The organism is Ottowia sp. VDI28, from assembly GCF_049532675.1.
GTDB lineage: Bacteria > Pseudomonadota > Gammaproteobacteria > Burkholderiales > Burkholderiaceae_C > Ottowia.
Genome location: NZ_CP149820.1, coordinates 5,838,116 through 5,864,289, shown reverse-complemented (window position 1 = coordinate 5,864,289; position 26,174 = coordinate 5,838,116). Strand labels below are relative to the sequence as shown.

The window sequence follows — 26,174 nt, the reverse complement described above, 5'->3', positions numbered from 1 at the left end:
ACGGCAACTGCAGGCAGACAAGGAGTGACATCATGAGCATCGAGATGATTGAAACGGACGGATTTCACGCGGGCACCCAGATCAAAGTGATCGGGGTGGGCGGCGGTGGCAGCAACGCCGTCGATCACATGATCTCGCGCAATGTCAATGGCGTGGAGTTCATCAGCGCCAACACCGACGCGCAAGCACTCAGCCGCACCAAGGCTTACGCCACGATCCAACTGGGCACCAGCGGCCTGGGCGCGGGCAGCAAGCCCGACAAGGGCCGTGAGTCTGCCGAAGCTGCCAGCGATGACATCCGCCAAGCCATCCGTGGCGCGCACATGCTGTTCATCACCGCCGGCATGGGCGGCGGCACCGGCACCGGCGCAGCGCCGGTGATCGCCCGCATCGCCAAGGACATGGGCATTCTCACCGTGGGCGTGGTCACCAAGCCCTTCGACTGGGAAGGCGGCCGCCGCATGACCAACGCCGAAACCGGCCTGGCCGAGCTCGAGGCCAATGTCGATTCGCTGATCGTGGTGCTGAACGAGAAGCTGCTTGAAGTGCTGGGCGACGAAATCACCCAGGACGAAGCCTTCGCGCATGCCAACGACGTGCTGAAGAACGCGGTCGGCGGCATCGCCGAGATCATCAATGTGCCCGGCCACGTGAACGTCGACTTCGAAGACGTGCGCACCGTCATGGGCGAGCCCGGCAAGGCCATGATGGGCACGGCTGTCGCCAGCGGTCCCGACCGGGCCCGCATCGCCGCCGAGCAGGCCGTGGCCTGCCCGCTGCTGGAAGGTGTGGATCTGTCCGGCGCCAAGGGCGTGCTGGTGCTGATCAGCGCCGCCAAGGGTTCGCTCAAGCTGAGCGAATCGCGCGAAGCCATGAACACCATCCGTGCCTACGCTTCGCCCGATGCTCACGTGATCTACGGCACCGCCTACGACGATGGCTTGGGCGATGACCTCCGTGTCACCGTGGTGGCTACCGGCCTCTCCCGCCAGGGCGTGCGCCGCCAGCCGATCACCGTGGTGCAGGGCGGCCTGCGCACCGGGACCGACAACGTGCCGTTCTCCATGCCGACCGCCAACGCGCCGGGCGCCATGGGTTCGGCCCAGGACTACGGCCAGATGAGCGTGCCCAGCGTGTGGCGCAAGCCGGCAGACCGCACCCACGCGGCTGCACGCGTCGACGCCCTGTCTTCGGGCGGCATGGACGATTTCGAGATCCCGGCCTTCCTGCGCAAGCAGGCAGACTGATCGCCGGAAAATCTCGCGATGTGAGAAATTGAAGCCGCCTTCGGGCGGCTTCAATGCTCTGAGGAGGCGTGAGCCGAACAACCCTTGAGTGCAAAGCCTCGGTCATCAAAACTTAAAATACGCCATGCTTTCGCAACGCACCTTGAAATCGCTCACGCGCGCGGTCGGCGTCGGCCTCCACAGCGGCGAGCGGGTGGAACTGACTCTGCGCCCCGCGCCGCCGGATACCGGCATTGTGTTTCGCCGTATTGATCTGGTGGAGCCGGTCGATATTCCCGTGAGCGCCATATCGGTCACCGACACGCGCCTGGCTTCGACCATCTCGAGCGGCCATGCCAAGGTGCGGACCATCGAGCACCTGATGTCTGCCTGCTCGGGTCTGGGGCTGGATAACCTCTACATAGACATCACGGCGGAAGAGGTGCCGATCCTCGATGGTTCGGCCTCATCTTTCGTCTATTTGCTGCAAAGTGCAGGCATCGAGCTGCAAAACGCGCCTAAAAAATTTCTTCGCGTCAAAAAGGCGGTGGAAGTCCGCGAAGGCGAGGGGCCTCAGCTCAAGTGGGCGCGCCTGGCGCCGCACCATGGCTTCACGCTCAGTTTCGAGATCGATTTTGACCATCCCGCGGTCGATTCGACCGCGCAGTGCGTTGAGTTCGACATGGGCTCCGGCCGCTATAGCCGGGACATCGCCCGCGCCCGGACTTTTGCCTTCAGCCGGGATGTGGAAATGATGCGCGCCAGCGGGCTGGCTTTGGGGGGCGGGCTCGACAACGCCATCGTCATGGATGACTACAAGGTCCTCAACAGCGATGGCTTGCGCTACGACGAGGAATTCGCCAAGCACAAGATCCTGGATGCCATCGGCGATCTGTACTGCATCGGCAAGCCCATGCTGGCGGCCTACAGTGCTTTCCGCTCGGGCCACGCGCTGAACAACCGGCTGCTGCGCGAGCTGCTGGATCAGCCGGACGCGTACGACATCGTCACTTTCCCCGACGAGAAAAAGCGCCTGCCGGCTTCGCGCAACTGACGCGGGCCTGGTGAACTGAGCGGGCCGCGGCATGCTGCTCTTCCGGTGGATCATCCTGTTGGCGCTGCTGGTCGCAGGGGTTTGCTTTGCCTACTACGCTGCGACAGGGCAGCAGCGCTACAAGCGCCTGGGCTGGATCGTCCTCAAGTGGACTATCCTCGCCGCGCTCGGCTTCTTTGCCGTATTGATCGCCGAGCGGGTGTTTTGAGCTTAGATCGTGAACACGTTCTTACCGAAATATCAATCCGCCACCAACAACCCCCGCTTCTCGATAAATTCCACCACCTCATCCAACCCCTGCAAGGTCTTCAGGTTGGTCATGACAAAGGGCTTCAGCTCCCTGGGCGTGGTGCGCATGCGCACGGTGTCTTCGCGCATGACATCCAGATTCGCGCCCACATAAGGTGCCAGATCGGTCTTGTTGATCACGAATAGGTCGCTCTTGGTGATGCCCGGGCCGCCCTTGCGCGGAATCTTTTCGCCTGCGGCCACGTCGATCACATAGATCGTGAGGTCTGATAGCTCCGGGCTGAAGGTGGCGGCCAGGTTGTCACCGCCGGATTCGATGAAGACGATGTCCGCATCAGGAAACTGTGCCAGCATGCGGTCAATGGCTTCCAGGTTGATCGAGGCATCTTCACGGATGGCCGTGTGCGGGCATCCTCCTGTTTCCACACCCATGATGCGTTCAGGCGGCAGCGCACCGCTGATGGTCAGCAGGCGCTGGTCCTCCTTGGTGTAGATGTCATTGGTAATGGCGATCAGATCCCATTTGTCCCGCATCGCCTTGCACAGCATTTCCAGAATGGTGGTTTTGCCCGAGCCTACCGGGCCGCCGATGCCCACGCGCAATGGCGGCAGCTTTTTGGTGCGGTGTTGAATATGGTGAAGCGCTGAAGAGGTCATGATCGGAACAGTCTCGAATACTGATGTTCATGCCGGGCCGAGAGAATGGCCAGCATGGGTGAAAAGGCCTGGCGCGCCTCGTCCGGCAAGGTCTCGGCATGCGCCACGGCGGCGGGAATTTCCTGGGTCAGGCGCGCCAGAATGCGTTGACCGGCACTTTGGCCCAGCGGCACGGCCTTGATGGCTGCCTGCACCATGTTCTCGGCCCAGCCGAAGGTATAGGAGAGCAGAGCCTGCTGCGCAGGCGCCTGGATGAACGCCGCTGCCAGCGCGAACGCGATGGGGTAGGTGGGCCGCCGCCGCGACAACGCCGCCAGTTGGGCCACGCAGCCGCTGCGCCCCGGATTTTCCGCATGCTGATTGCGCAGCCAGTCGGTCAGTGAGCGGCCCATCTGTTCGGTCTGCAGACGCAGCTCGCTGCTCTCGCGGGTGTGCAGTACCCAGTCATTGAGCGCCTCCACGCGGGGCCTGTCGCCATGGCGCCAGGCGGGGAGCGCCTGGGCAACGGCCGCCATGTCTCCACGCGCCTGGGTCAGGTGCAGCTGCTGTACCAGCCAGTCGGCGGCCTCGGCCTCCGTCGTGACCAGCTCGGCGTGGATGGCCGCCTCCAGCCCTTCTGAGTAAGAAAAACCGCCAATGGGCAGGGCCGGCGAGGCCAACCACATCAGCTGCAGAAGCGCGTCGGGTGAGGAGACGTCCTCAGTGCTCATGGCCGTGAGAATGCCCGTGCGAATGTCCATGAGAATGCCCGTGGTGATGGTGGCTGTGCCCATCATTGGTCACGTGGCCTCCATAAGCGCCGCCTTCGGGCTCGAAGGGCAACTCGGCGTCGACCACGGTCATGTGCATGGCGCGCAGCATGTCCGCCAGCACATGGTCCGGCTCGATCTTCAGATGATCGGGCCGCATCTCGATTGGTACATGGCGGTTGCCCAGGTGATAGGCGGCCCGGGTCAGGTCAAAGGGTGAGCCGTGTTCCGCGCAGGCGGTGATGCGCATTACCTTCTGAGGTGCGGCCAGCACGCGGATCAGGCTGCCGTCTTCGGCGACCAACACATCGCCTCCCCGCACGGCCTGGCCATGCGGCAGGAAAATGGCCAGATTCCGCCCCTGGCTGTCGGTCGTCGAAAAACGGCTTTTCTGGCGCACGTCCCAGTCGAGTTCCACGACCGCCGCACGTTTGAGCAGAGCGGGAGAGAGGCCTTGTCCCTGGGCCAGCAGCTTATTGACGGTCAACATGGTGTTCTTTCAGTTCTTGAGGAAAAAGCCGGGCAAGTTGGCTTGGTTCTTGCACCACACTTGCCATTGCAAAGCTATAGCATGACAAACATGTCAACTTCTCCCGACCTTCCTTCTGCCAAATCCGCGCATACCGGCTGGCAGCCATGCGGCGCCCGCCATGTGGCCGTCTACGGCACTTTGCGTGCCGGTGGCGTGAACGACATTGCGCGGTTGCGCCCGGGCATTCTGAGCGCCGGGCGCACCATGCTGACCGGCACCCTGCATGATCTGGGCTACTACCCGGGTCTGCGGTTGCAGGGCACGCAGCAGGTACTGGCCGAGGTCTATCCTATCGACGCCGCGCTGGAGCAGGCGCTGGACGGGATCGAGGGCCTCTGGCCCACGGATGTGGGTGAATACGCCAAGCGCATCATGACCCTGCCCGTCGCTCTGCCCGGAGGCGGTACGCAGATGCTGGAGTTGCTGGTGTATGAGGCCCTGCCGGCCACGGTGGCGCAAGCGCCGCTGATTGCCGCCCATGACTGGCTGCAATGGTTTGGCGACAAAGGCGTGCAACATCCGGCGACCGCCTTTCAGCTCAATACGGCCAAGTCCGCCGAGACGCCACGGGATCCAGGGTAAGGCGTAATGATCGTAGACACGTTCTAAGCGGCCTCAGAACAGAAAGTACCGCTGCGCCATGGGCAGACTGGCCGCGGGTTCGCAGGTCAGCAGGTCGCCATTGGCGCGCACGGCATAGGTTTGGGCATCGACCTCCATGCGCGGCGCCAGATCGTTGTGGACCATGTCGCGCTTTTGCACACCGCGTATGCCCTTGACGGCGGCCAGCGTCTTGCGCAGGCCAAAGCGCTGGCCAATGCCAGCGGCAAGTCCGGCTTTGGAGACAAAGGTGAGGGACGTCCTGGCAATGGCCCCGCCGAAGGCGCCGAACATGGGACGGTAGTGCACGGGCTGCGGGGTGGGAATCGAGGCGTTCGGATCGCCCATGGCGGCCATGGCGATGAAGCCCCCCTTCAGGATGCAGGCGGGTTTGACGCCAAAGAAGGCGGGCTTCCAGATCACGATGTCTGCCCATTTGCCCACCTCCAGGCTGCCCACCTCATGGCTGATGCCATGCGCGATGGCGGGGTTGATGGTGTACTTGGCGATGTAGCGCTTGAGGCGGAAATTGTCGTTGCGCGCGCCGTCACCCGGCAAGGCGCCACGCTGCAGCTTCATCTTGTGCGCCGTCTGCCATGTGCGCAGAATCACCTCGCCGACGCGGCCCATGGCCTGGCTGTCGGAGCTGAACATGCTGATGGCACCGATGTCGTGCAGGATGTCTTCCGCCGCAATCGTTTCCTTGCGGATGCGGCTTTCCGCAAAAGCCAGGTCTTCGGCAATGGCCGCGTCCAGGTGGTGGCAGACCATGAGCATGTCCACATGCTCGTCCAGTGTGTTGATGGTGTAGGGACGTGTGGGATTGGTGGAGCTGGGCAGCACATTGGCCTCGCCCACCACTTTCAGGATGTCCGGGGCATGGCCGCCGCCCGCGCCTTCGGTATGGAAGGTGTGGATGGTGCGGCCCTTGAAGGCGGCCACAGTGTCTTCCACGAAGCCGCTCTCGTTGAGCGTGTCGGTGTGGATGGCTACCTGCGTATCGGTCTCTTCGGCTACGGTCAGGCAGTTGTCGATCGCGGCGGGTGTGCTGCCCCAGTCCTCGTGCAGCTTCAGCCCGATCGCGCCGGCGCTGATCTGTTCATGCAGGCCCTGAGGCAGGCTGGCGTTCCCCTTGCCCAGAAAACCGAGGTTCATGGGAAAGGCGTCGGCCGCCTGCAACATGCGCTCCATGTTCCAGGAGCCGGGGGTACAGGTGGTGGCAAAGGTGCCCGTGGCGGGGCCGGTGCCGCCGCCGATCATGGTGGTCACGCCGCTGGTCAGCGCTTCTTCAATCTGCTGCGGGGCGATGAAGTGGATATGGGTGTCGATACCGCCCGCGGTGACAATATGGCCTTCGCACGAGATGATTTCCGTGCCGGGCCCGATGATGATGTCCACGCCCGGTTGGGTGTCGGGGTTGCCGGCCTTGCCGATGGCTGCAATGCGGCCATCCTTCAGGCCGATGTCGGCCTTCACGATACCCCAGTGGTCGATGATCAGTGCGTTGGTCAGCACCGTATCCATCGCCCCTTGTGCGCGGCTGCGCTGGCTCTGCGCCATGCCGTCGCGAATGGTCTTGCCGCCGCCAAACTTCACTTCCTCGCCATAACCGCCGGCGGCAAGGGTGTAGTCTCTTTCGACTTCGGCGATCAGCTCGGTATCGGCCAGCCGCACGCGGTCTCCCACCGTGGGGCCGAAGGTTTCCGCGTAGGCGCGTTTGTCCATTGTGGCCATCTTAGTTACCCATTGCGCTGCGCGCCGCCTGGGCCGCATGAAACGTAAAAGCTTGAATGGCCGCGGAGCAGGCCGTGCCAGAGCAGCCGCGGAGCTGGCTTTGCCAGGCCGCTGGGTGCGTCCCCCTGGGGGGACGGCGCGTGAGCGACTCAGGGGGAATTTCATCTCAAAGCGCTCCTTGAATCAGGCCCCGAAAGCCGTAGATTTGCCGGTCTCCGCCGATGTCGATCAGCTCCACTGTGCGTTGCTGGCCGGGCTCGAAGCGCACAGCCATGCCACTGGCAATGTTCAGGCGCTTGCCGTGGGCCGCCTGGCGGTCGAAAACCAATCCGGCGTTCGTCTCCGCAAAGTGGTAGTGGGAGCCGACCTGGATCGGGCGGTCGCTGGCATTCTGGATCACCAGCGTCGTGACCTCGCGGCCGGGATTGAGCGTATGCGCGCCCTCGTCTATCAAGAGTTCACCGGGAATCATGGCCGCCTCACCCTCCCGCCAGACGGGCCAGCATGAACGCGCCCAGCAAGGCTGTAGCCCCGCCGCCGAGCCTGGCCAGCCATTGATGGCGTTGCATGACCGCGCGGCCCAGCGCGATCCCCGCGATATGCAGGGCAGCCGATCCCAGCGCCATGCCTGCCAGTGCCGCGAGCGCCGCCTGCGCGCTGTCGGCCGCCAGCTCCTGGCCATGCGCCGCACCATGGAAGAAGGCAAACACGCCTGCCAGGGCCGCCGCCAGCACCCATGGCATCTGCTTCTGCACCGCCACCAGCAGGCCCAGCACCAGGACGGATGCGGCGATCATGGGCTCCACACCAGGAATCCACAGGCCTGCGAAGCCTGCCAGGGCGCCAGCCACCAGCAGCGCCACGAAGGCCGCGGGCGCTCGCCATGCGGGGGTGACCGTCAACGCGCTCCAGACCCCTACAGCCAGCATGGCGGCCAGATGGTCGGCCCCGGTGAAAGGATGCATGAGCGCGTGGAAGAAACTGCTCAGCCCATCGTGATGGTGGCCGCCATCAGCACCGGTATGCGCCAGGGCGGACAGGGGCAGCAAGGCGGCCATGGCGGCCGAGAAGAGGATCGGTTTGTTGATTTTCATGGTGCGCATGGGAGAGTGATCAGGAAACAGCTGGCGGTTCAGGCGATCGGTTCGTGCACCGTCACTAACTTGGTGCCATCGGGGAAGGTGGCCTCGATCTGGATGTCGGGAATCATCTCGGGCACACCTTCCATCACGTCTTCCCGCGTCAGCACGGTGCGTCCCGCGCTCATCAGCTCGGCCACGGTGCGGCCGTCGCGAGCGCCCTCCATCACGAAGGCGCTGATCAGCGCCACGGCTTCCGGGTAGTTGAGCTTGACGCCGCGCGCCTTGCGCCGCTCGGCCAACAGGGCGGCGGTAAAGATCAGCAGCTTGTCTTTTTCGCGGGGAGTGAGTTCCATGACTTTGAGGCGTGCAAGGGGCGTGCCAGCGGTCTGGGAGCGTGCACGACTGAAGGGTTGAGGGCAGGTTATCACCAAGATGGGGAGGTTTGCCACATGTTTGGGCCAAGCCATGGCAGCTCATGGTGCGAACTCGCACCAATTTGGGATTTGTCCTGGTGGGCAGACCCGTGCCGGTGCACCGGCGCCGCAGGGGGCAACTGGCTTGGCACACCTATTGCATGAAGGGACCTTCAAGGCTGGGAAGCATTCCCGGTCGTCATCAGTAACTCTCGATCACTCTCTTTTCACTGAAAGGTAAAGCCATGTTCAAGCGTCGCATCGCCATGAAAACCCTGGCCGCAGCAGCGGCCGTCGCTGGTCTGTCGGTCGCGGGTGTGAGCGCCCAGGCAGCCGACACCATCAAGGTGGGCGTGCTGCACAGCCTCTCGGGCACCATGGCCATCTCGGAGACCGTGCTGAAAGATACGGTGCTCATGGCTATCGACGAGATCAATGCCAAGGGCGGCGTTCTGGGCAAGAAGCTGGAGCCGGTGGTGGTCGATCCCGCATCCAACTGGCCGCTGTTCGCCGAGAAGGCCAAGCAACTGTTGACCCAGGACAAAGTGGCCGTGGTCTTCGGCTGCTGGACCAGCGTGTCGCGCAAGTCCGTGCTGCCCGTGTTCGAGCAGAACAACGGCCTGCTTTTCTACCCTGTTCAGTATGAGGGCGAAGAGCTGTCCAAGAATGTTTTCTATACCGGCGCGGCGCCCAACCAGCAAGCCATTCCCGCCGTTGAGTATCTGATGAGCAAGGAAGGCGGCGGCGCAAAGCGCTTCGTGCTGCTGGGCACGGACTATGTGTATCCGCGCACCACCAACAAGATTCTGCGCGCTTTCCTCAAGTCCAAGGGCGTGAAGGAATCGGACATCATGGAAACCTATACGCCCTTCGGCCATAGCGATTACCAGACCATCGTGGCCGATATCAAGAAGTTTTCCACGGGCGGCAAGACGGCGGTAATCTCCACCATCAACGGCGACTCCAACGTGCCTTTCTACAAGGAACTCGGCAACGCGAACCTGAAAGCCAAGGATGTGCCCGTGGTCGCGTTCAGTGTGGGCGAGGAAGAGCTGCGCGGCGTGGACACCAAGCCTCTGGTCGGCCACCTGGCTGCATGGAACTACTTCATGAGCGTGAAGAATCCCACGAACACGGCTTTCATCAAGCAGTGGAGCGATTACGCCAAGGCCAAGAACATCGCGGGCCACAAGGACAAGCCTTTGACCAATGATCCGATGGAGGCCACCTGGGTCGGTATCCACATGTGGAAGCAGGCTGTGGAAAAAGCCAAGAGCACCGACGTCGACAAGGTGATCGCCGCCATGTCCGGCCAGACCTTCACCGCGCCCGACGGCTTCACGGTGAAGATGGACGAAAAGAACCATCACCTGCACAAGCCGGTGATGGTGGGCGAGATCAAGGCCGACGGCCAGTTCAACGTGGTCTGGAAAACCAAGGGCCCGGTCAAGGCGCAACCCTGGAGCCCCTTCATCGAAGGCAACGACAAGAAGAAGGACGAGCCGGACGGCAAGAGCAGCTCCTGACGGAGTTTCTTGAGGGGGACATCCTCTCATCCGTCATTCCCGCGAAGGCGGGAATCCAGTGCCGCCTCACTGCCGCCTTTGGATTCCCGCCTGATCGATTTACCTTATCCAATCATGACCATCCTGCGCGCTGCACTCGCGAGTGCCCTGGGCTTGCTGCTGAGTCTTTCGAGCCTCTCCAGCCACGCCTTGACCCCTGAGCAAGCCTTTGCGATGGCTGCCGCCGAGGACAGTGATGCGCGCGTGGCCGCCATCAACTCGGCTGTCTTGGAGCCGGGCAATGACGGAAAACTCTCCGCCTATCTGCAGGCGCTGGCCGATGACGCCGTGCGCACTGCGGAGGGCAAGGCCTATATCGTCAACGGAGATGCCGCTACCGATCCCGTGACCGGCCAGGCCGTCAAGCTGCCGGCAGAGGCGGAGGACGTGGTCAACAACAATTACCTGCGCGGCGTCATCGAGGCGGCGCAGGCCGCGCTGGCCTTGAGCAGCAGCGATGTGAGCACCCGACGGAGTGCAGCGGAGCGGATCGCCGCGGAACCTGATGCGGCACGCCTGCCCTTGATCGAAAAGGCGCTCGGCCGCGAGCAGGATGAGCAGGTCAAGGCGCTGCTGAACCGCGCCCGCGCCGCCAGCCTTCTCAGCAGTGAAGATACCGCTCAGCGGGTGCGGGCCGTCGAACAGCTCGCGCAGCAGAAGACCCCCGAAACACAGCTGCTGCTGAACCAGCGCCTCGCCGAGGAATCTGATCCTGCCGTGCAGAAAGCGCTCAGAGACGCTCTGGCGTCGATTGTCGAATCACTGACCTGGGGCGAACGCCTGGGCGAGATCTTCAGCGGCATCAGCCTGGGCTCGGTGCTCCTGCTGGCCGCACTGGGCCTGGCCATCACCTACGGCTTGATGGGCGTGATCAACATGGCGCACGGCGAGCTGATCATGATCGGCGCCTATGCCACCTATATGGTGCAGGCCCTGTTTCAGCGCTACCTGCCGGAATCGGTATTCGGCTGGTACCTGGTGCTGGCCGTGCCCGTGGCCTTCATGGCGTCGGCCCTGGTGGGTGCCGTGCTCGAGCGGGGTGTGATCCGCTTTCTCTATGGCCGTCCGCTCGAAACGCTGCTGGCGACCTTCGGGATCAGCCTGGTGCTGCAGCAAACGGTGCGCAGCCTGTTCGGCGCGCAGAACGTCGGCGTGGAGAATCCCTCCTGGATGAGCGGTGGACTGGAACTCCTGCCCAATCTGACGCTGCCCTGGAACCGCATTGCCATTATCGTGTTCGCGTTCGCGGTACTCGGCGCCGTGGCCTTCATGATCGCCCGGACGCGGCTCGGCCTGTTCGTGCGCGGCGTCACGCAGAACCGGGCCATGGCCTCCTGCGTGGGCGTGAACACGGCCCGCACCGATACCTATGCGTTCGCGCTGGGCTCCGGCATTGCGGGCCTGGCTGGCTGCGCCCTGAGCCAGATCGGCAACGTAGGTCCGGACCTGGGGCAGAACTACATCGTGGACAGCTTCCTCGTCGTGGTCCTGGGTGGCGTGGGCCAGCTCGCGGGCACAGTCTACGCGGCCCTTGGGCTTGGTGTGCTCAGCAAGCTGCTCGAAGGCTGGACAGGTGCCGTGCTCGCCAAGATTGCCGTGCTGCTGTTCATCGTGATCTTCATTCAAAAGCGTCCACAAGGCATCTTCGCCTTGAAGGGCCGTAGCGCGGAAACCTAAGCCATGGTCATTGAAAAATCCCAGCCTTCCACGCTGCAATTGCCCTCGACCGAACCATTACTCAGCGTCAGAGGGTGGACGGCATTTCTCGGCGCGCTCATTGTGATCTGTGCCGCCGTGCCGGCCCTGAACCTGTTGGCGCCCGAAGGCAGTGCATGGCATGTGTCTGACTATATGGTGGGCTTGCTGGGCAAGTTCATGTGCTATGCGATCTGCGCCTTGGCCATCGACCTGATCTGGGGCTATACAGGCATCCTGAGCCTGGGCCATGGCCTGTTCTTTGCCCTGGGCGGCTACGTGATGGGCATGTATTTGATGCGCGAGGCGGCCGGCCCTGACGGGCTGCCGGCCTTCATGGGTTTCCTGGATTGGAAGGAGCTGCCCTGGCACTGGGCGCTCTCGGACAGTTTCGTGGCCACGCTGCTGCTGATCCTGCTGGTTCCGGGCTTGATCGGCGGTGTGTTCGGCTACTTTGCTTTCCGCTCGCGGATCAAGGGCGTGTACTTTTCCATCATCACCCAGGCGCTGACTTACGCGGCCATGCTGCTGTTCTTCCGCAATGAAACGGGGTTTGGCGGCAACAACGGCTTCACCGGCTTCAAAAGCATTCTCGGCTTTTCGTTGAATACGCAGCGCATGCACGTCTTGCTGTTCGCGCTGTCGGGCCTGGCGCTGTTGGGGTGCTACCTGCTGTCGCGCTGGCTGATCCGCAGCAAGTATGGCCGCGTGCTGCAGGCCGTGCGCGACGCCGAGTCGCGCACCATGTTCTGCGGCTACAACCCGCTGCCCTACAAGCTCTCGATCTGGATCATCTCAGCCATGATGTGCGGCGTGGCAGGCGCTCTCTACGTGCCGCAGGTTGGCATCATCAATCCCAGCGAGATGAGCGTGGGCAACTCGATCGAAATGGCCGTATGGACCGCCGTGGGCGGACGCGCCAGCCTGCTTGGCCCTATCGCCGGCGCATTTGCCGTGAATGGCGGAAAGAGCTGGCTCACGGTGGCGGCGCCGGAGTACTGGCTGTATGTGCTGGGCGCCTTGTTCATCGTGGTGACCTTGTTCATGCCCGGTGGCCTGATCCGTTTGCCCGGGCAGATACGGCAGTGGCGTGAGAAGCGCCGTGCCATGGCCCTGTCCGACCTGAAACAGGGAGCACGCGCATGACCCCCGATCTGATGCACTCCGGCATGGAGCGCCTGAATGCCTACCGGGAGCGGCAAGAGGGCGCGCGTGCCACCGAATCCGGCGACCGCAGCGCCAGCATGGCCCGCCCGGTGCAGGCCGGTGAGCTGGATGTGGTTCACGGCCGGATTCTCTACCTTGAAGACGTTCATGTGAGCTTTGACGGTTTCAAGGCCATCAACGGCCTGAGCCTGGATATTGCGCCCGGTGAGTTGCGCTGCATCATCGGCCCCAACGGCGCGGGCAAGACCACGATGATGGACATCATCACCGGCAAGACGCGGCCGGACAGCGGTACGGTGTTCTTCGGCTCCACCATCGACCTGCTGCGCTACCGCGAGCCCGAGATCGCTTCCATGGGCATCGGGCGCAAATTCCAGAAGCCCACGGTGTTCGAGGATCTGACAGTCTTCGAGAACCTGGAGCTGGCGCTCCAGACGCAAAAGGGGGTGGCCGCGTCCTTGCGGTTCAAGCTGAGCGGCGCGCAGAAAGACCGCATCGCCGAGGTGCTGCACACCATTCACCTGGCCGGCAGCGTCACGCGCAGGGCCGGTTTGCTCAGCCATGGCCAGAAGCAATGGCTGGAAATCGGCATGCTTCTGGTACAGGAGCCGAAGCTTCTGCTGCTCGATGAACCCGTGGCCGGCATGACCGACGAGGAAACCGAGCGTACGGCCGAGCTGTTCCTGAGCCTCAAGGGCAAGCACTCGCTCATGGTGGTGGAGCACGACATGAGCTTCGTCAACACCATCAGCGAGAAAGTCACGGTGCTGTGCGACGGCAGCGTGCTGGCCGAAGGCACGCTGGCCCAGGTCCAGGCCGACGAAAGAGTGATTGAGGTTTACCTGGGGCGCTGACCCCCTTGGAGACCCAGGAGAGAACATGCTCAAAGTCAACAATCTGCACCAATACTATGGCGGTTCGCATATTCTTCGCGACGTCAGCCTCAGGGCGGAGATCGGCAAGATCACGGTGCTGCTGGGCCGCAACGGCGTGGGCAAGACGACACTGCTCAAGAGCCTGATGGGACTGGTGCCCATCAAGAGCGGCACTATTGAATGGCAAGGCGCCGATGTCGCGCGCAAAACCCCCTACGAGCGTGCCCGCCGTGGCATAGGCTATGTGCCTCAAGGGCGGGAGATCTTCTCGCGCCTGTCGGTGGAAGACAACCTGCGCATGGGGCTGGCCTATTGCTCCGCCCGCACCAGAATTCCGGCCGAGCTGTATGAACTGTTTCCGGTGCTCAAGCAAATGCTGCACCGCCGAGGCGGCGATCTGTCGGGCGGGCAGCAGCAGCAACTGGCCATTGCCCGCGCGCTGGCGCCGGGGCCCAAAATGCTCATCCTCGACGAGCCCACCGAGGGCATCCAGCCCAGTATCATCAAGGACATCGGACGGGTCATCCGCATGCTGGCCAACCGGGGCGACATGGCCATTCTCTTGTGCGAGCAGTACTACGACTTCGCCGAGGAACTGGCGGATCACTACGTGGTCATGGAGCGCGGTGAGGTAATCGCAGCCGGGCCTGGCTGCGAGATGAAGGAAAAAGGCATTCAGAAATTGGTGGCGATTTGAGCTTATGGCATGCTCGGCTGGCGCTGAACTATCGGTTGAACCAGGAAAAAACCGCGCTGCACTTCGTGCACGAGGGTCCGCTGCGTGTGCTCAAGAGCCTGTACCCCGAGGGGCCGAGTGTTTGCCACAACGTGCTGGTGCATCCGCCGGGGGGCTTGGTCGGCGGCGATGTGCTCGACATCACGGTGCAGGTGGAAGAGGGCGCGCACGCGCTGGTCACCACACCCGGCGCCACGCGCTTTTATAGAAGCAATGGCCATCAAGCGGTGCAGCGCACGCGTCTGAAGCTCGAAGCCGGCGCACGGTTGGAATGGTTGCCTCTGGAAGCCATCGCCTACAACGCCTGCGACGCCGTCAATCATCTCGAATTTACTCTGGCCGAAGGTGCGCAGCTATTGGCCTGGGATGTGACCGCCCTGGGTTTGCCCATGGCGAGCCAGCACTTCGAGGCGGGCGTGCTGACGCAGCATATCGAGTGGCCCGGGTATTTCCTGGAGCGCGGCGTGATGAACGCGCAGGATCGTTCGTTGCTTGACGGCCCATTGGGCCTGGCCGGGCGGCGCTGCATGTCCAGCCTCATCCTGGCCAGCGGCACGCCCTTGTCGCGCGGCCTTCGGGAAACGCTGCTGGAAAGCACCCATGCACTGCTGCAATCCGCCTCGGAAGACGTGATCGCGGGCGTGACTGCGCCGAACGAACATATGCTGGTGTTGCGCGGGCTGGGGCCAGTCGTCGAGCCCCTGATGCAGTTCTGGAAAACCATCTGGGCCCACTGGCGCGTCCAGGCATGGGGTCTGGAAGGCCATTCGCCCAGAATCTGGTCTATGTAGCGCTCAATACATCAGCGCGCGCGTCTATACATGCTGCTGGTACTGCGTGCCAGGCCGGCTGCCTGCAGGCGCTCGATCGTACGGCCGGCGTGCGCATGGGTAATCGCCAGGCCCAAGGCATCGGCGGCATCCTGGCGCGGCGCAGAGGGCAGATTCAAAAGCCGTTGCACCATGGCCTGCACCTGCTCCTTGGCGGCCCGGCCATGGCCTGCCACGGCCTGCTTCATCTGCAGGGCGGTGTACTCCGCCACCGGCAGATCGCACGCCACCAGCGCCGTCACGCAGGCGCCGCGCGCTTGCCCCAGCAGCAGCGTGGCTTGCGGGTTCACGTTGACGAACACGATCTCCACTGCCGCCACTTCGGGTTGATAGCGCGAGCGCAGCTCACAAATCCCGTCGTACAGCAATTTGAGACGGGCGGGCAGATTACCCGTGTCAGCGCTCGAAGTCTGGATCACACCGCTGGCCACATAGCGCAGCGCGGGGCCGTCGACATCGAGGACGCCGAAGCCCGTGGTGCGCAAGCCGGGATCAATGCCGAGGATCCTCATAGGTCTCAGTTCTTTCGGGCCGGCCGTAATTCGGTCGAGTCCAACTGCGTATCCCGCATGTAATTGCGCAGGGTCTTCTGCATGTAGTCCGTATATTCCTGCACCGTGTTCTCTACATCGCGCGCCCGCAGATACCTCAGCATGCGTTGGCGCGAATCGATCACGAACTCGTTGGGCATCTCGCCGAGCACGCGCACGAAGTTCATGGTGATGTCCACAAGGACACTGGTCATGATGGCCAGCACAGGGTTGCCAGCAGCCCGGGCCAGCAAGCGGTGAAAATCGACGCTGTACTGCACCCGCACCTTGAAGTTTCCGGCTTTCGCTGCGGCACACATCTGCTCGAAATTGGCTTCCATGGCCGCCATGTCGGCATCTGTATAGCGCAGGCAGGCCATGCGTGCCACTTCGCGGCCCAGGGTGATGCGCGCCTCCATCAGGTCCTGTGAACTCAAGGTGCCCAGATTCATCATGTCGTCGAAAGCAACTTTGATCGCGTTGACGCCGCCGTTTGAGATGTAGGCACCTCCGCCCGAGCCAGGCTTGAGTTCGAGGAGTCCTGCGTGCTCCAGTGAGCGCAGAGCTTCTCTCACCGTGTTGCGGCTGACGCCCAGGGTTTCGGCCAACTGCCGTTCAGGAGGCAGCTTGTCTCCCTCGCGCAGACCGCCCGCGGCGATCTGCTCGCGGATCTGGGCGGACACCTCTTCGAAAGTGCGCTTGCGTAGCGGCTTGAAGATAGGGGAGGTGTTGCTGGGCATGGAGCGAGCGGCTGGAAGGATCGAAAGATAGGGCCAAGCGTTGATGGACCTACAAGGTAGACTGATTTTGCCAGTCTTCCATCAGCTGTCCTGCTTTCGAGGCGTTTGATAGAACGCCTCGCGTTGGTGAGTCGAGGCACGCACCCCGCTGACACTGCGCTCCTTCATGAAATTGAATTCGCCCGGTTCCCAGCGCATGTTGGTCGCCAGGGTATGCAAGACGGGGCCGTAGGCGAACTGGCTGGTCACGCCCAAGGTTTGCATGGCCATGTTGGTGGCGGCCTTGCCCAGTGCGATGCCGTCACGCGGCAAGCGCACGATGCGCTCGGCCCACTCTTCGCCGCGTTCATGGAGTTCGCCCAGCGGCACGACCTTGTTCACCAGGCCGTTTTCCCGCGCTTCCTGGGCACTCCAGACCTCGGCCAGCAGGAGCAGCTCGCGCGCCTTGCTATAGGTCTTGTCGTATTGCCGGCGCGCGCGTTGGCTGGGCCGGCGTTTGTGGCCGTTTTCGTCCGTACCGCCGTTGCCGTACTGGTTGCCTACCTCCGCGAGGTCGTGACCGGCGCAGAAGTCGTCTCCCGCGCCGCTCAGCACCACCACGCGCACATCGTCGTCGTCTTCAGCGCGGTCGTAGGCATGCATCAACTGCTCCCACATATGCTGGCTCATGGCATTGCGCTTCTCGGGGCGGTTCAGGGTGACATAAGCGCGCCCATCGCGGGCGAGATAGTCGACGCTGCCTTGCGGGTTCATCATGGATGTACCGGGTTCTCTAGGCTATTCAGGTTTGATGTTCAGCGCGCGCAGCAGACTCTTGGAGGCTTCCGCATCCTTGCGCACCTGTTGCCGGAATTCCGCCCGCTGAACCATGACCGGCTGAGCGCCAAGCTTGTTCAACCGGTCTTCCAGCTTGGGAGCCGCCTTGGTGATCTCGGCCTGCATCCGGTCAAGGATGGCGGGGGAGTGCCCTTGGGCGCGAAGAACCCATACCAGACTGCAGCTTCCAGGCCAGGCTTCCTGAGTACTTCCGACAACGTCGGAATATCTGGCAGAACGGTCGAACGTTGCGCCGAGCCGATGGCCAAGGCCCGCACCTGGCCGCTGCGAAGCATGGGCAAGGCTGCGGGGAACGAAGGCATGTACAGCGCGAACTGGCCGCCGATCAGGTCGGTCATCGCCTGGCCCGTGTTCTTGTAGGGGATGGGGACGATATCCAGGCCCAGTTCGCGTTTGAACACTTCCACGTTCAGATGGCTGGGTGCACCGATGCCTGATGATGCATAGCTCATTTTTCCGGGGCTCGCTTTCGCCTTGGTCACCATGTCGGAGAAGCTGTGCAAGCCCGAGTTACTTCCGGTGATCAGCACCATGGGAATGACGGCAATCTTGGCAATCGGCTCGAAATCGTTTGCAGGGTCGTATTGCGCAGCCGCCTGCATGTAAGGTGCGGCCGCGAAAGGTTCATGAGCGGTGAACAGCATGGTGTGGCCGTCTGGCGCTGCGCGGAGCACGGACATGGCGCCAATGGTGCCTCCCGCACCATCCTTGTTTTCTACGGTGAAGGTGCCCTTGGTCTGCTTCCCGAATTCCTCCGCGAAGCCGCGTGCCACCACATCCAGCCCGGTGCCGGCGCTGAAGGGCACTACTATCTTGACGGCCTGCGATGATGGCCACGTTTGGGCCGAGGCGGGCACACTCGTGGCGCCCAAAAAGCATGCGGCAAGGCATGCGATCAACTGATTTCTTTTGTTCATCTTGATGTCTCTTTCGTGGGGATCTTGTCGGCTTCCAGTTCGGCCAGAATTTCCTGCGTGTGCTGGCCCAGCAGGGAGGGGCGCTGCGGATCGTGGTGGGCGTGGCGCCCAGCCGAATGGGTGCCCGTAACAGGGGCAGTTCACCGGCGGTCGGGTGATCCACGGTCTGCACCATGTGCTCGCGTACAGCGGGATCTGAGAAAACGGCTTCGAAATCGCGAACGGGCGAGAACAGCACATTTGCGTCAGTCAGGCGCTGGGTCCAGGAGGCGAGCGCGTCGGTGGCGAAGGCTTCGGCTAGCGCGGCATCCAGCGCTTCGCGGTTTTTCATGCGCAAGGCGTTGTCGGTGAAGCGCGCATCGGTGAGCAGATCAGGGCGATGAATCGCCTCGGCCAGGTGGCGCCAATACTTCTCGGTGTGCGCCACGACCATCAGATGCCTGCCGTCCGCAGTGGCGTAGGTGTTCCACGGCGCCATCTGGTAGTGGGCATTGCCTGAGCGCTCGGGCGTTTTGCCGGTAGAGAAGAAATACTGCTCGCGCGGCACCATGGAGAACACCGTGGCATCCAGCATCGAGATTTCGATGCGCTGGCCTTCGCCGCTCGCATCGCGCGCGCGCAGTGCACCCAGAACGGCAATCGTCCCAAACAGCGGCGGTACGAAGTCCGACAGCAACACGCCGAGCTTGAGCGGTCCGCTGTCCCGTGTGCCGGTAAGCTGCATCAGTCCCGACATGGCCTGGATCACCGGATCCAGTGCCGGACGGTCGCGGTAAGGACCTTCGCTACCAAAGCCCGAGAGCGAGCAAAAGATCAGGCGTGGGTTGTCGGCCTTGAGCGCTTCGTAGCCAATGCCCAGTTTCTCCATGGTGCCGGGGCGGAAATTTTCCACCAGCACGTCGGCGCGGGCCGCCAGGGCACGCAGCACTTCCAGATCTCGCGGCTGCTTCAGATCCAGCACGATGCTGCGCTTGTTGCGGTTCATGCTGAGGAAGTAGTCGCTCTCCCCGCAATCGCGGTTGCGGCCGATATGGCGGGCGGTGTCACCGGTGGGCGGCTCGACCTTGATCACATCGGCGCCCATGTCGCCCAGCAGCAAGGTGCACAGGGGGCCGGCCACCATCTGCGTGAGATCGAGCACCCGTACGCCATCGAGCACACCGGGCAACATCGAGGTCAGGGGGTGGTTCATGCGAGCACCTCTTCAGCGGGCCATGCGGCGGTCACTTCGCGCTTGAGCACCTTGCCGGTGGGGTTGGTGGGCAGCGGTTCCTGGCGAAGCCACCAGCGTGAGGGCACCTCGAAGCGCGCAAGCTGGCTGGCGGCGTGGGCTTTGAGTTCGTCTGCCGTGACGCTCGAGCCAGGGCGAATTACCACGGCCGCTGCCACTTCTTCGCCCAGGTCGGAATGAGGCAGGCCGACCACCGCCACCTCGGCTACTGCAGGGTGGGTGCGCAGGCAGCGCTCCACGTGCACACTGGCGACGTTCTCGCCGCCGCGGATGATCATGTCCTTGGCCCGGCCTGTGATGTAGAGCCGGCCTTCGTCATCGAAGCGGCCCAGATCGCCAGAGGCGATCCACCCGTCGGCGTCGTCCAGCCGCGTCGGGTCACCCAGATAGCCGCAGGTGGCCGTGGGGGTGCGCGCCATGATCTCGCCGGTACCGCTGGCGTCGGCATTGGCCAGGCGGATCTCCACCGTGCTGAGCGGCCGGCCCACGCAGCCGGGGCGCCCCTGCACGTCATCGCCCGAGCCGGTGGCGAGCACGCCCCCGACCTCTGTCAAACCATACATGGCACCTACGCGTTTGCGCGAGGCCGGAAACGCCTTGCCCACTTGTTCGCGCAGCTCATGCGGGATGGGCGCGCCGCCCATTTGCACGCTGGAGACACTGCTGGTGTCGAATTCGGCGAAACGCTCGTGCTGCACCACGCGGGCCACCATGGTGGGCACACTGCCCCAGGCCCGCACGCGTTCCTGCTGCATCAGCTCCAGCACTTCCAGGGACTCGAACTTGCGCTTCAGGAAAACCACCTTGCCGCCGGAGAGCAATGTCATGATGGAGATCTGAAAGCCCCCCAGGTGGAACAGGGGCATGGTCACCAGGCTCACGGTGCCAGGGTGCGAAGGCGCCAGCTCGCTTGGCAGGCGGCCCGTCATGACCATCAGGTTCTGGATGTTGGCGATCACGCCGCGATGCGACATGACCAACCCCTTGGCCTTGCCGGTCGTGCCCGAGCTGAAGATCACCACGGCTGGCGCTTCTTCATCCACCGCGTCGAGCACGAGCGGTTCATCTATTCCGCTTTCGGCAATGCTCCGTATGTCGTCGAACGACAGGTAGGTGGCACCTTCATACTGAGGCGGCTGGATCTGGCTGGCCATCAACACGAAGCGGGGCTTGACCAAGGCGGCCGCATCATCGAGTTCCTGCTCGCTCCACCAGGCGTTGCCCAGCGCGACCATGGCGCCACAGCATTGCAGCGCCCAGAAGCTGGTGAGCCATTCGATCTGGTTGAAGCCCAGCAACAGCACCGGATCACCGCTTTGCAGGCCAAGGCGGCGCAGATGTGCCGCCACGCGAGCCACGCTTACCGCATGCTGGCGGCCAGTGACCCGGCGGTCGCCCTGCACCATGAACTCGCGTTCGGTCCAGCGCCCGGCGTCAAGCAGAAGCTCGCCCATGGCGCGCGGGCGCTCGGCATACATGCGGCAAGGGTGGCTGTTGACGGTCCCGGTTTCAACCTGGGTTCCCCAGCGCACGGCGGGGAGGGCAGTGCTCGTGTTCACTCGTCACCCTTTCCAATACCTTGGAAGCGCGGCTGGCGGCGCTCGGCCATGGCCGCCACGCCTTCCTTGAAATCGCGCTGATGCATGGCTTTGCCGATGCGATGCTTGCTGTCTTCGATGCAGGCGCCCACATCAGATTCCATCAACTCGGCATAGAGCTGGCGCTTGGTGACGAGTGCGGCTTGCGGCGAAACCGTGCGCGCCACGTTGCGGGCAATCTCGGTGATGCGTTCGTCGAATTCTTCCTCTGAGAAAACGCCGTTGACGAAGTTCATCTTCAACGCTTCTTCGGCGGTGAAGATGCGGCCGGTGAGGAGCACGTCGGCCGCATGCGTCACGCCCATCAAGCGAGGCAGTACCCAGCCCAGGCCGTACTCGGCGGGCAGGCCCAGGCGCGCGGCCACCGTGGTGATCTTGGCACCGGCCACGGCATAGCGCAGATCGCAGTAGGCGGCAATGGCCACTGCGATGCCGGCACAGGGGCCATTGATGGCCGCGATGACCGGCTTGCGCAGCCCCCAGGCCCAGACGAGATCATGCTCGAATTCGGGACGCACGCCATAGCCTGGTTGGGCGGCAGCTGTCGTGTCCACGGTAGCCATGTAATCGCGCTCTTCCTCGGCATAGAAATCCAGAGCCTTGAAATCCGCGCCCACGCAGAACTGCTTACCCGCGCCACGCAGCACGATCACCCGCGCGGCGGGGTCATCGTCGAGCGTGGCCATGATCCAGCGGTATTCCTGGTTCATGCGGGCGGTCCAGGAGTTGCCGCGGCCCGGACGGTTGAAGCGCACGGTGGCGATACCGTCCGCGTCAACGTTGAAATCCATTACCTTGAGTTCCATTTTTGGTAAGACCAAGATTTAGTAGTAAATTTTCTATATGGTAGTACCAAGAATTTTGTGCGTCAACTATACATTGCGGTTACGCCTCTGATTTTTGGGATGGCAGGCGAGGGATGGCCAGGATTTCTTCTCGAATTCCCCTCTGCTAGGGGGTCGTGGAAGGTGGAGGGATTGAGGCGGTGGAGATCAGCCGCACCCTTCCTCAAGGAGGTTGTATTCGCTGATTTTTTGGCTCTACCATGAAAAAATAGGCCGACGCCTTGATCGCGTTTATGCGGGAGCGGACTTCGCAGCCCATCGCCAGCTCGCGGTCAAAGCCGCTTTGACCTGGATAGAGTTAAACGAGCGGTGCACCTTGCCCAGCAGGACCGTCTTCAGGCGGTCGGTGAGGTCTGGTGACCTCGCTGAAGTGGATTACGGCAACTCGGCGGCGCGCATGCGGCCGACGATCACCCGGGCGCGGTGATCCAGATAGCTCGAGCGCGGGACTTTCTCGAAATAGCGAGGGCGCGGCAGCATGACCGCCAGGCGAGCCGCCTCATAAGCGCTGAGCCGCGAAGCACTTTTCTTGAAGTAGTGCTGCGCGGCAGCTTCGGCGCCGAACACGCCTTCGCCCCATTCCACGTTGTTGAGGTAGATTTCCAGAATGCGCTGCTTGCTCAGCAATTGTTCCAGCGTGTAGGTCAGCACAAGCTCCTGGCCTTTGCGCAACAGTGTGCGCTCACCCGAGAGCAGCAGGTTCTTGGCCAATTGCTGGGTGATGGTCGAGCCGCCGCGAATTTTCACGGGCCGTGCCGGCAGGTTCTTCTCGGCCCGCTTGGCGGCGGTTTCTTCGGCCTTGGTGTTGCGTGCCCAGGCCTGTTCGATGGCTTCCCATTCCACGCCATCGTGGTTGATGAAGTCATCGTCCTCCGAGGCGATCACGGCGCGCTTCAGGCTGTCCGAGATGTCGTCATAAGGCAGCCAGCGCTGGCCCCAGCGCAATGAGCCGCTGTTGGCAAGGCGCCAGGCTTCCGAGCGCTGAAAAGTGGTGGACTGAGGGGCCAGCACCACCATCAGCGCAATCCGGCCGATAAAGAACACCTCCAGCGCAAGCAGCGCCAGCACCACGAGCAGCAGCCAACGACCAACGATGCGCAATTTCAATCCCTAGTCGACTCAATATGAAACTCAAGCGGCCGCGGAGCAGGCCATACCAGGGCCACCGCGGAGCGGGCTTGGCCCGGCCGCCGGAGGCGTCCCCCTTGGGGGAAGGCGCGCCAGCGCCTCAGGGGGGCTCTATTCTCGTCCAGAAGTGAGGTTTCCAACGTCATTTCGCGGGTGAACTTGAAGCGCGCAGTGATGTCGATCTGGTCCGTATCCTTGCGCATGGCGGTGGTGAAGTTGCCAAACGGCGCCGCTGCCTGCGCGATGGCTTCGGCCATGCGGTCGAGCACGCGGTTGCCGGAGCCCTGGACCACCCGCGCATCGAGAATCCGGCCGTCATGGTTGATGAGCAGCGCCATCATCAGTTCGCCATAAAGCTTTCTGCCTCCGGCCTCCGGGAAATTCCGCGTCCCGCGTACTTCGATCTTGCGGCGCAGATCGTCGTAGTACAGCGCGTAGGTGGTGCCCAGCGTGGCCGGGCTGAGGTAGCGTTTCTTGGGCCGCGAGTTTTCCTCTTCCACCCGCCGCTCGATGACCGCGAGCAGCTTGGCCAGTTGCCGGCGCTTGTCTTCCTGCGCCTGGGTTTCGGGGGTGTCGCTCTTGTGTTCCGGATCCGGCGGGGGCAGGGCCGCCAACTGATCACGTATCTGCGTGAGTAACTGTTCCTGCTGCTGCAGCATGGCGTCGATGCGGCGCTGGTTCTGGTCGACGGCGTTGTCACCCTGCACCTCGACCACGCTGGGCGGCAGCGGGGTGCTGGCCATGCGCTTGGCGGTGGATTCACCACCGCCTGCCAGGCTGGCTTGGGCCAAGGCCTGAGCCTTCTCGGGTTTTTCATCCGATTTGGAGTTGACCAGCACCACCTCGAGGGGCGATTCCTCGAACACCCGCTTGAACCCTTCGGGGTCGACAAAGCGCACCGTCAGGAGCACGGCGTGCACCGCGAGCGAGATCCCCAAGGTCCATTGGAGAACGGAAAACGACTTGAGGAAGTGGAAACGGCCCATTACGGAGCGGGATTATCGGCGTTGGATGTGGTGTCCGCTTCGTTGACATCGACGGCGATGGAGATCGGTCCGGCGGCGGCGTCTTCATCGTCCTCGGATTCGCTGCCAGCCGGGTCCGCCGGGACGTCCGCGCCCACGAGCACCTCAAGCACCGTACCGCCCACGTCGAGAGCGATGTCGTCAATGGCGCCCAGCTTCACGCGCACCCGCGTACCGCGCGGCAGGCCCTGAGCGCCCATCACGGTAAACACCAGAGGCAGCTCATCGGCACGCGCCAGCCAGATGCCGCCGGCTTGTTCCCGTAGCAGGCTGGCGGTCAGCTCGGTGATGTCCTCCTGGCGCAGGTAGTGCAAGGTCCAGAAGCGTTCCATGCTCGACTGGTGGGCGTTATAGGCACTGTAGGCCCCGTCGAAAGCGCTGATGATGGCAAAGAGCTGCGCGTCCTTGGGCTTGAACGGCGCGGCCAGGGCAGCGGTGCGCCCATGGCGCGCGGCGGCGATGATCTGCCATTGGTTCACCAGGTCCACGTAGCGGCGCAAGGGAGAGGTGCTCCAGGCATAGCTGGGCACGCCGATGCCCGCGTGCGGCAGCGCCTTGGCGCCCATGCGCACCTTGATGCCCGGCGCCAGGCTGGCCTGGCTGCGGTAGATGGCGGGCACCCCCAGGCTGGCCAGCCATTGGCCCCAGGTGCTGTTGGCCAGAATCATCAGCTCGGCCACCATCAGATCCAGCGGGGCGCCGCGCTGGCGGGTGGTGATCTGCACCGTTTCCTCGCCCGTGGGGATCTCGCCATCATTGCCGGCTAGCCGGAAGGTGTAGTCAGGCCGGTTGAAGGTCTCGGGTTTGCCGCGCACCTGCTCGCGCTTGGCTTTCAGATGCCGGGCCAGGGTATACAGGAAGGACAGCTCTTCGCGCTTCACGGGCAGCGAGGTTTCTTCCGCGCTCCCCGCACCCCCATGCTCCAGCCATTCGGCCGTGATGAGCTGGTCCAGTTGATCGTGCCGGAGGTTGGCGGCGATCGGCACGCGTTCAAGCCGGGTTTCGCTGTCCTTGATGTCGAGCGTGGCCTCATCGAGCGTGACATAGAGCGACACCGCTGGCACCGCACGCCCTTCGCTCAGGGTGTAGGTCTGGACCACGTCGTCGGGCAGCATGGTGATCTTGTAGCCGGGCATGTACACGGTTGAAAGCCGTGTCCGGCTCACCTGATCCAGTGCATCGCCGGGCTGAATCGCCAGGCCCGGCGCCGCGATGTGGATGCCCAGCGTCACGGTGCCGGTGCCCAGCCCCTGCAGGGACAGCGCATCGTCGATCTCGGTGGTCTGCGAATCGTCGATGGAATAGGCCTGCGCCGGGGACAGCGGTAGCTCTTCGGCAATGGCGGGTGCCTCCAGGGTGCCGAACCCCGTGCCTTTGGGGAAGTTCTCGAACAGAAAACGCTGCCAATGGAACTGGTAGGCCGATTCGATGGCGCCCGCCTTCTGCAGAAGGGCCAGAGGCGCTGTCTGGCTGGCGCGGCTGGCTTCCACCACGGCCTTGTATTCGGGGGCGTTCTTGTCGGGTTTGAACAGGATCTTGTAAAGCTGCTCCCGGATAGGCGCCGGGCATTGGCCTTTGGCCAGTTCCTCCGCCCAGGTGGCGATCTGCGCGGCGATCTGCTTTTTCTTTTCAATGGCAGCCAGGGCCTGCGCCACGATATCGGCGGGGGCCTTGCGGAAACGGCCTTTGCCGGCCCGGCGGAAGTAATGCGGCGCTTCCTGCAGTGCCATCAGCATGCCTGCCTGCTGCGGCACGCTGGGGGAGTCGCCGAAGTAGTCGGCGGCCAGTTCGGCGAAACCGAATTCGACCTCGGGCGCGAATTCCCAGGCCAACGGCAATTCGATCTCTGCCGCCAGTGACGCCGCTTCCCCCAGCAGCGCAGCGGGCGAGGGCTTTTCAAACCGCAGCAACTGGTTGGCGGATTTGACCTTCAGGCGTTTGCCCGAATCCAATTCCACTTGCGCTGAGCTATCGGTTTCAGACAGGATTCTTCCCGCCAGGAATTTCCCGGCTTCATCAAACAATGCGAACATAGCCTGCATTGTCTCGCACCGCGGGGCCCGCCCCCAGGATTGCCGATTTTTTTGCTGGAGTGGTGTCTCGCCGAGTGCAGGCGTTGAAGGTTTGAAGGCGAGCGGCATTTTATGGTTACTTAGGTA

General features: G+C 63.2%; 23 protein-coding genes and 4 pseudogenes. 10 read left to right on the top strand and 17 right to left on the bottom strand.

Going from position 1 to position 26,174, the window contains the following annotated elements; translation table 11 throughout:
• The first annotated feature begins 32 nt into the window (after positions 1-32).
• The 3 genes and pseudogenes from ftsZ (at position 33) to WJU18_RS27820 (ending at position 2,488) form a co-directional block, all read left to right on the top strand.
• Positions 33-1,247, top strand: a complete 1,215-nt coding sequence (ftsZ, locus tag WJU18_RS27830) for a cell division protein FtsZ (protein WP_423457324.1) — start codon at positions 33-35, stop codon at positions 1,245-1,247.
• 124 nt (positions 1,248-1,371) lie between these two features.
• A pseudogene (lpxC, locus tag WJU18_RS27825) lies at positions 1,372-2,294 on the top strand (UDP-3-O-acyl-N-acetylglucosamine deacetylase).
• 17 nt (positions 2,295-2,311) lie between these two features.
• On the top strand, positions 2,312-2,488 hold the full coding sequence (locus WJU18_RS27820) for a hypothetical protein (protein WP_423457323.1): 177 nt from the start codon (positions 2,312-2,314) through the stop codon (positions 2,486-2,488).
• Between the two features lie 32 nt (positions 2,489-2,520).
• Here the strand turns inward: WJU18_RS27820 and ureG are convergent, their stop codons facing one another.
• From ureG to ureE, 3 genes and pseudogenes are all read right to left on the bottom strand, one after another.
• Complete coding sequence (ureG, locus tag WJU18_RS27815; RefSeq protein WP_423457321.1) at positions 2,521-3,186, bottom strand: urease accessory protein UreG; 666 nt, start codon at positions 3,184-3,186, stop codon at positions 2,521-2,523.
• Complete coding sequence (locus WJU18_RS27810; protein ID WP_423461115.1) at positions 3,183-3,896, bottom strand: urease accessory protein UreF; 714 nt, start codon at positions 3,894-3,896, stop codon at positions 3,183-3,185. Before WJU18_RS27810 ends, ureG begins: the two co-directional genes overlap by 4 nt.
• Positions 3,889-4,425: pseudogene (gene ureE / locus WJU18_RS27805) on the bottom strand (urease accessory protein UreE); the annotation flags it as partial. The gene WJU18_RS27810 and the pseudogene ureE, both read right to left, overlap by 8 nt.
• Before the next feature lie 90 nt (positions 4,426-4,515).
• Between ureE and WJU18_RS27800 the strand changes: the two are divergent.
• Positions 4,516-5,049 carry a gamma-glutamylcyclotransferase family protein gene (locus tag WJU18_RS27800; protein ID WP_423457319.1) on the top strand — a complete coding sequence of 178 codons (534 nt, stop codon included), beginning with the start codon at positions 4,516-4,518 and terminating at the stop codon, positions 5,047-5,049.
• Positions 5,050-5,082: 33 nt separating this feature from the next.
• Here WJU18_RS27800 and ureC read toward each other — a convergent pair whose 3' ends face one another.
• The 4 genes from ureC to ureA form a co-directional block, all read right to left on the bottom strand.
• Entirely contained in the window at positions 5,083-6,801 is a 1,719-nt protein-coding gene (gene ureC / locus WJU18_RS27795; RefSeq protein ID WP_423457317.1) for an urease subunit alpha, read from the bottom strand.
• 166 nt (positions 6,802-6,967) lie between these two features.
• On the bottom strand, positions 6,968-7,273 hold the full coding sequence (locus WJU18_RS27790) for an urease subunit beta (protein WP_423457315.1): 306 nt from the start codon (positions 7,271-7,273) through the stop codon (positions 6,968-6,970).
• Positions 7,274-7,280: 7 nt separating this feature from the next.
• Positions 7,281-7,895 (bottom strand): HupE/UreJ family protein, encoded by a 615-nt coding sequence (locus WJU18_RS27785; protein WP_423461114.1) that lies wholly within the window; start codon positions 7,893-7,895, stop codon positions 7,281-7,283.
• A 38-nt stretch (positions 7,896-7,933) separates the two neighbouring features.
• On the bottom strand, positions 7,934-8,236 hold the full coding sequence (gene ureA / locus WJU18_RS27780; RefSeq protein ID WP_423457314.1) for an urease subunit gamma: 303 nt from the start codon (positions 8,234-8,236) through the stop codon (positions 7,934-7,936).
• A 305-nt stretch (positions 8,237-8,541) separates the two neighbouring features.
• Between ureA and urtA the strand changes: the two genes are divergently transcribed.
• From urtA to WJU18_RS27750, 6 genes are all read left to right on the top strand, one after another.
• Positions 8,542-9,822, top strand: coding sequence for an urea ABC transporter substrate-binding protein (gene urtA / locus WJU18_RS27775; protein ID WP_423457312.1), 1,281 nt, complete (start codon positions 8,542-8,544; stop codon positions 9,820-9,822).
• Between the two features lie 114 nt (positions 9,823-9,936).
• Entirely contained in the window at positions 9,937-11,538 is a 1,602-nt protein-coding gene (gene urtB / locus WJU18_RS27770; protein ID WP_423457311.1) for an urea ABC transporter permease subunit UrtB, read from the top strand.
• Positions 11,539-11,541: 3 nt separating this feature from the next.
• Entirely contained in the window at positions 11,542-12,702 is a 1,161-nt protein-coding gene (urtC, locus tag WJU18_RS27765; protein WP_423457309.1) for an urea ABC transporter permease subunit UrtC, read from the top strand.
• On the top strand, positions 12,699-13,577 hold the full coding sequence (gene urtD / locus WJU18_RS27760) for an urea ABC transporter ATP-binding protein UrtD (RefSeq protein ID WP_423457307.1): 879 nt from the start codon (positions 12,699-12,701) through the stop codon (positions 13,575-13,577). Before urtC ends, urtD begins: the two co-directional genes overlap by 4 nt.
• 25 nt (positions 13,578-13,602) lie before the next feature.
• Positions 13,603-14,295 (top strand): urea ABC transporter ATP-binding subunit UrtE, encoded by a 693-nt coding sequence (gene urtE, locus WJU18_RS27755; protein WP_423457306.1) that lies wholly within the window; start codon positions 13,603-13,605, stop codon positions 14,293-14,295.
• Entirely contained in the window at positions 14,292-15,125 is an 834-nt protein-coding gene (locus WJU18_RS27750; RefSeq protein ID WP_423457304.1) for an urease accessory protein UreD, read from the top strand. The genes urtE and WJU18_RS27750 overlap by 4 nt, the downstream gene beginning before the upstream one ends.
• 11 nt (positions 15,126-15,136) lie before the next feature.
• On the opposite strand, the gene ruvC is transcribed toward WJU18_RS27750, so the two are convergent.
• The 10 genes and pseudogenes from ruvC to WJU18_RS27700 form a co-directional block, all read right to left on the bottom strand.
• Positions 15,137-15,676, bottom strand: a complete 540-nt coding sequence (ruvC, locus tag WJU18_RS27745) for a crossover junction endodeoxyribonuclease RuvC (protein WP_423457303.1) — start codon at positions 15,674-15,676, stop codon at positions 15,137-15,139.
• 5 nt (positions 15,677-15,681) lie between these two features.
• Entirely contained in the window at positions 15,682-16,434 is a 753-nt protein-coding gene (locus WJU18_RS27740; RefSeq protein WP_423457302.1) for a FadR/GntR family transcriptional regulator, read from the bottom strand.
• A gap of 81 nt (positions 16,435-16,515) precedes the next feature.
• A complete protein-coding gene (locus WJU18_RS27735) occupies positions 16,516-17,190 on the bottom strand; it encodes an enoyl-CoA hydratase/isomerase family protein (RefSeq protein WP_423457301.1) in 675 nt (224 codons plus the stop codon).
• Positions 17,191-17,327: 137 nt separating this feature from the next.
• Positions 17,328-18,188: a Bug family tripartite tricarboxylate transporter substrate binding protein gene (locus WJU18_RS27730; protein ID WP_423457299.1), complete on the bottom strand. Its 861-nt coding sequence runs from the start codon at positions 18,186-18,188 to the stop codon at positions 17,328-17,330.
• Positions 18,189-18,321: 133 nt separating this feature from the next.
• Positions 18,322-19,311 (bottom strand): annotated as a pseudogene (locus tag WJU18_RS27725) (CaiB/BaiF CoA transferase family protein); the annotation flags it as partial.
• 65 nt (positions 19,312-19,376) lie between these two features.
• The gene (locus WJU18_RS27720; protein ID WP_423457297.1) at positions 19,377-20,978 is read right to left on the bottom strand and encodes a class I adenylate-forming enzyme family protein; all 1,602 of its coding nucleotides are present in this window, start codon (positions 20,976-20,978) and stop codon (positions 19,377-19,379) included.
• Entirely contained in the window at positions 20,975-21,808 is an 834-nt protein-coding gene (locus WJU18_RS27715; RefSeq protein ID WP_423457296.1) for an enoyl-CoA hydratase-related protein, read from the bottom strand. Before WJU18_RS27715 ends, WJU18_RS27720 begins: the two co-directional genes overlap by 4 nt.
• A gap of 429 nt (positions 21,809-22,237) precedes the next feature.
• Positions 22,238-22,963, bottom strand: coding sequence for a monofunctional biosynthetic peptidoglycan transglycosylase (gene mtgA, locus WJU18_RS27710; protein ID WP_423457294.1), 726 nt, complete (start codon positions 22,961-22,963; stop codon positions 22,238-22,240).
• A gap of 152 nt (positions 22,964-23,115) precedes the next feature.
• Positions 23,116-23,976, bottom strand: a pseudogene (locus WJU18_RS27705) (energy transducer TonB); the annotation flags it as partial.
• Entirely contained in the window at positions 23,976-26,048 is a 2,073-nt protein-coding gene (locus WJU18_RS27700) for a ribonuclease catalytic domain-containing protein (RefSeq protein WP_423457292.1), read from the bottom strand. The pseudogene WJU18_RS27705 and the gene WJU18_RS27700, both read right to left, overlap by 1 nt.
• Positions 26,049-26,174: the final 126 nt, after the last annotated feature.

What these genes read in the sequence shown, in the direction of transcription:
- ureC (WP_423457317.1), bottom strand. Translation starts at nt 6,801, where the DNA reads ATGGCCACAATGGACAAACGCGCCTACGCGGAAACCTTCGGCCCCACG.
- ureA (WP_423457314.1), bottom strand. Translation starts at nt 8,236, where the DNA reads ATGGAACTCACTCCCCGCGAAAAAGACAAGCTGCTGATCTTTACCGCC.
- WJU18_RS27790 (WP_423457315.1), bottom strand. Translation starts at nt 7,273, where the DNA reads ATGATTCCCGGTGAACTCTTGATAGACGAGGGCGCGCATACGCTCAAT.
- urtD (WP_423457307.1), top strand. Translation starts at nt 12,699, where the DNA reads ATGACCCCCGATCTGATGCACTCCGGCATGGAGCGCCTGAATGCCTAC.
- ureG (WP_423457321.1), bottom strand. Translation starts at nt 3,186, where the DNA reads ATGACCTCTTCAGCGCTTCACCATATTCAACACCGCACCAAAAAGCTG.
- WJU18_RS27735 (WP_423457301.1), bottom strand. Translation starts at nt 17,190, where the DNA reads ATGATGAACCCGCAAGGCAGCGTCGACTATCTCGCCCGCGATGGGCGC.
- WJU18_RS27700 (WP_423457292.1), bottom strand. Translation starts at nt 26,048, where the DNA reads ATGTTCGCATTGTTTGATGAAGCCGGGAAATTCCTGGCGGGAAGAATC.
- urtB (WP_423457311.1), top strand. Translation starts at nt 9,937, where the DNA reads ATGACCATCCTGCGCGCTGCACTCGCGAGTGCCCTGGGCTTGCTGCTG.
- WJU18_RS27715 (WP_423457296.1), bottom strand. Translation starts at nt 21,808, where the DNA reads ATGGATTTCAACGTTGACGCGGACGGTATCGCCACCGTGCGCTTCAAC.
- ruvC (WP_423457303.1), bottom strand. Translation starts at nt 15,676, where the DNA reads ATGAGGATCCTCGGCATTGATCCCGGCTTGCGCACCACGGGCTTCGGC.
- WJU18_RS27820 (WP_423457323.1), top strand. Translation starts at nt 2,312, where the DNA reads ATGCTGCTCTTCCGGTGGATCATCCTGTTGGCGCTGCTGGTCGCAGGG.
- urtE (WP_423457306.1), top strand. Translation starts at nt 13,603, where the DNA reads ATGCTCAAAGTCAACAATCTGCACCAATACTATGGCGGTTCGCATATT.
- urtC (WP_423457309.1), top strand. Translation starts at nt 11,542, where the DNA reads ATGGTCATTGAAAAATCCCAGCCTTCCACGCTGCAATTGCCCTCGACC.
- ftsZ (WP_423457324.1), top strand. Translation starts at nt 33, where the DNA reads ATGAGCATCGAGATGATTGAAACGGACGGATTTCACGCGGGCACCCAG.
- WJU18_RS27730 (WP_423457299.1), bottom strand. Translation starts at nt 18,188, where the DNA reads ATGAACAAAAGAAATCAGTTGATCGCATGCCTTGCCGCATGCTTTTTG.
- WJU18_RS27810 (WP_423461115.1), bottom strand. Translation starts at nt 3,896, where the DNA reads ATGAGCACTGAGGACGTCTCCTCACCCGACGCGCTTCTGCAGCTGATG.
- WJU18_RS27785 (WP_423461114.1), bottom strand. Translation starts at nt 7,895, where the DNA reads ATGAAAATCAACAAACCGATCCTCTTCTCGGCCGCCATGGCCGCCTTG.
- urtA (WP_423457312.1), top strand. Translation starts at nt 8,542, where the DNA reads ATGTTCAAGCGTCGCATCGCCATGAAAACCCTGGCCGCAGCAGCGGCC.
- WJU18_RS27800 (WP_423457319.1), top strand. Translation starts at nt 4,516, where the DNA reads ATGTCAACTTCTCCCGACCTTCCTTCTGCCAAATCCGCGCATACCGGC.
- WJU18_RS27740 (WP_423457302.1), bottom strand. Translation starts at nt 16,434, where the DNA reads ATGCCCAGCAACACCTCCCCTATCTTCAAGCCGCTACGCAAGCGCACT.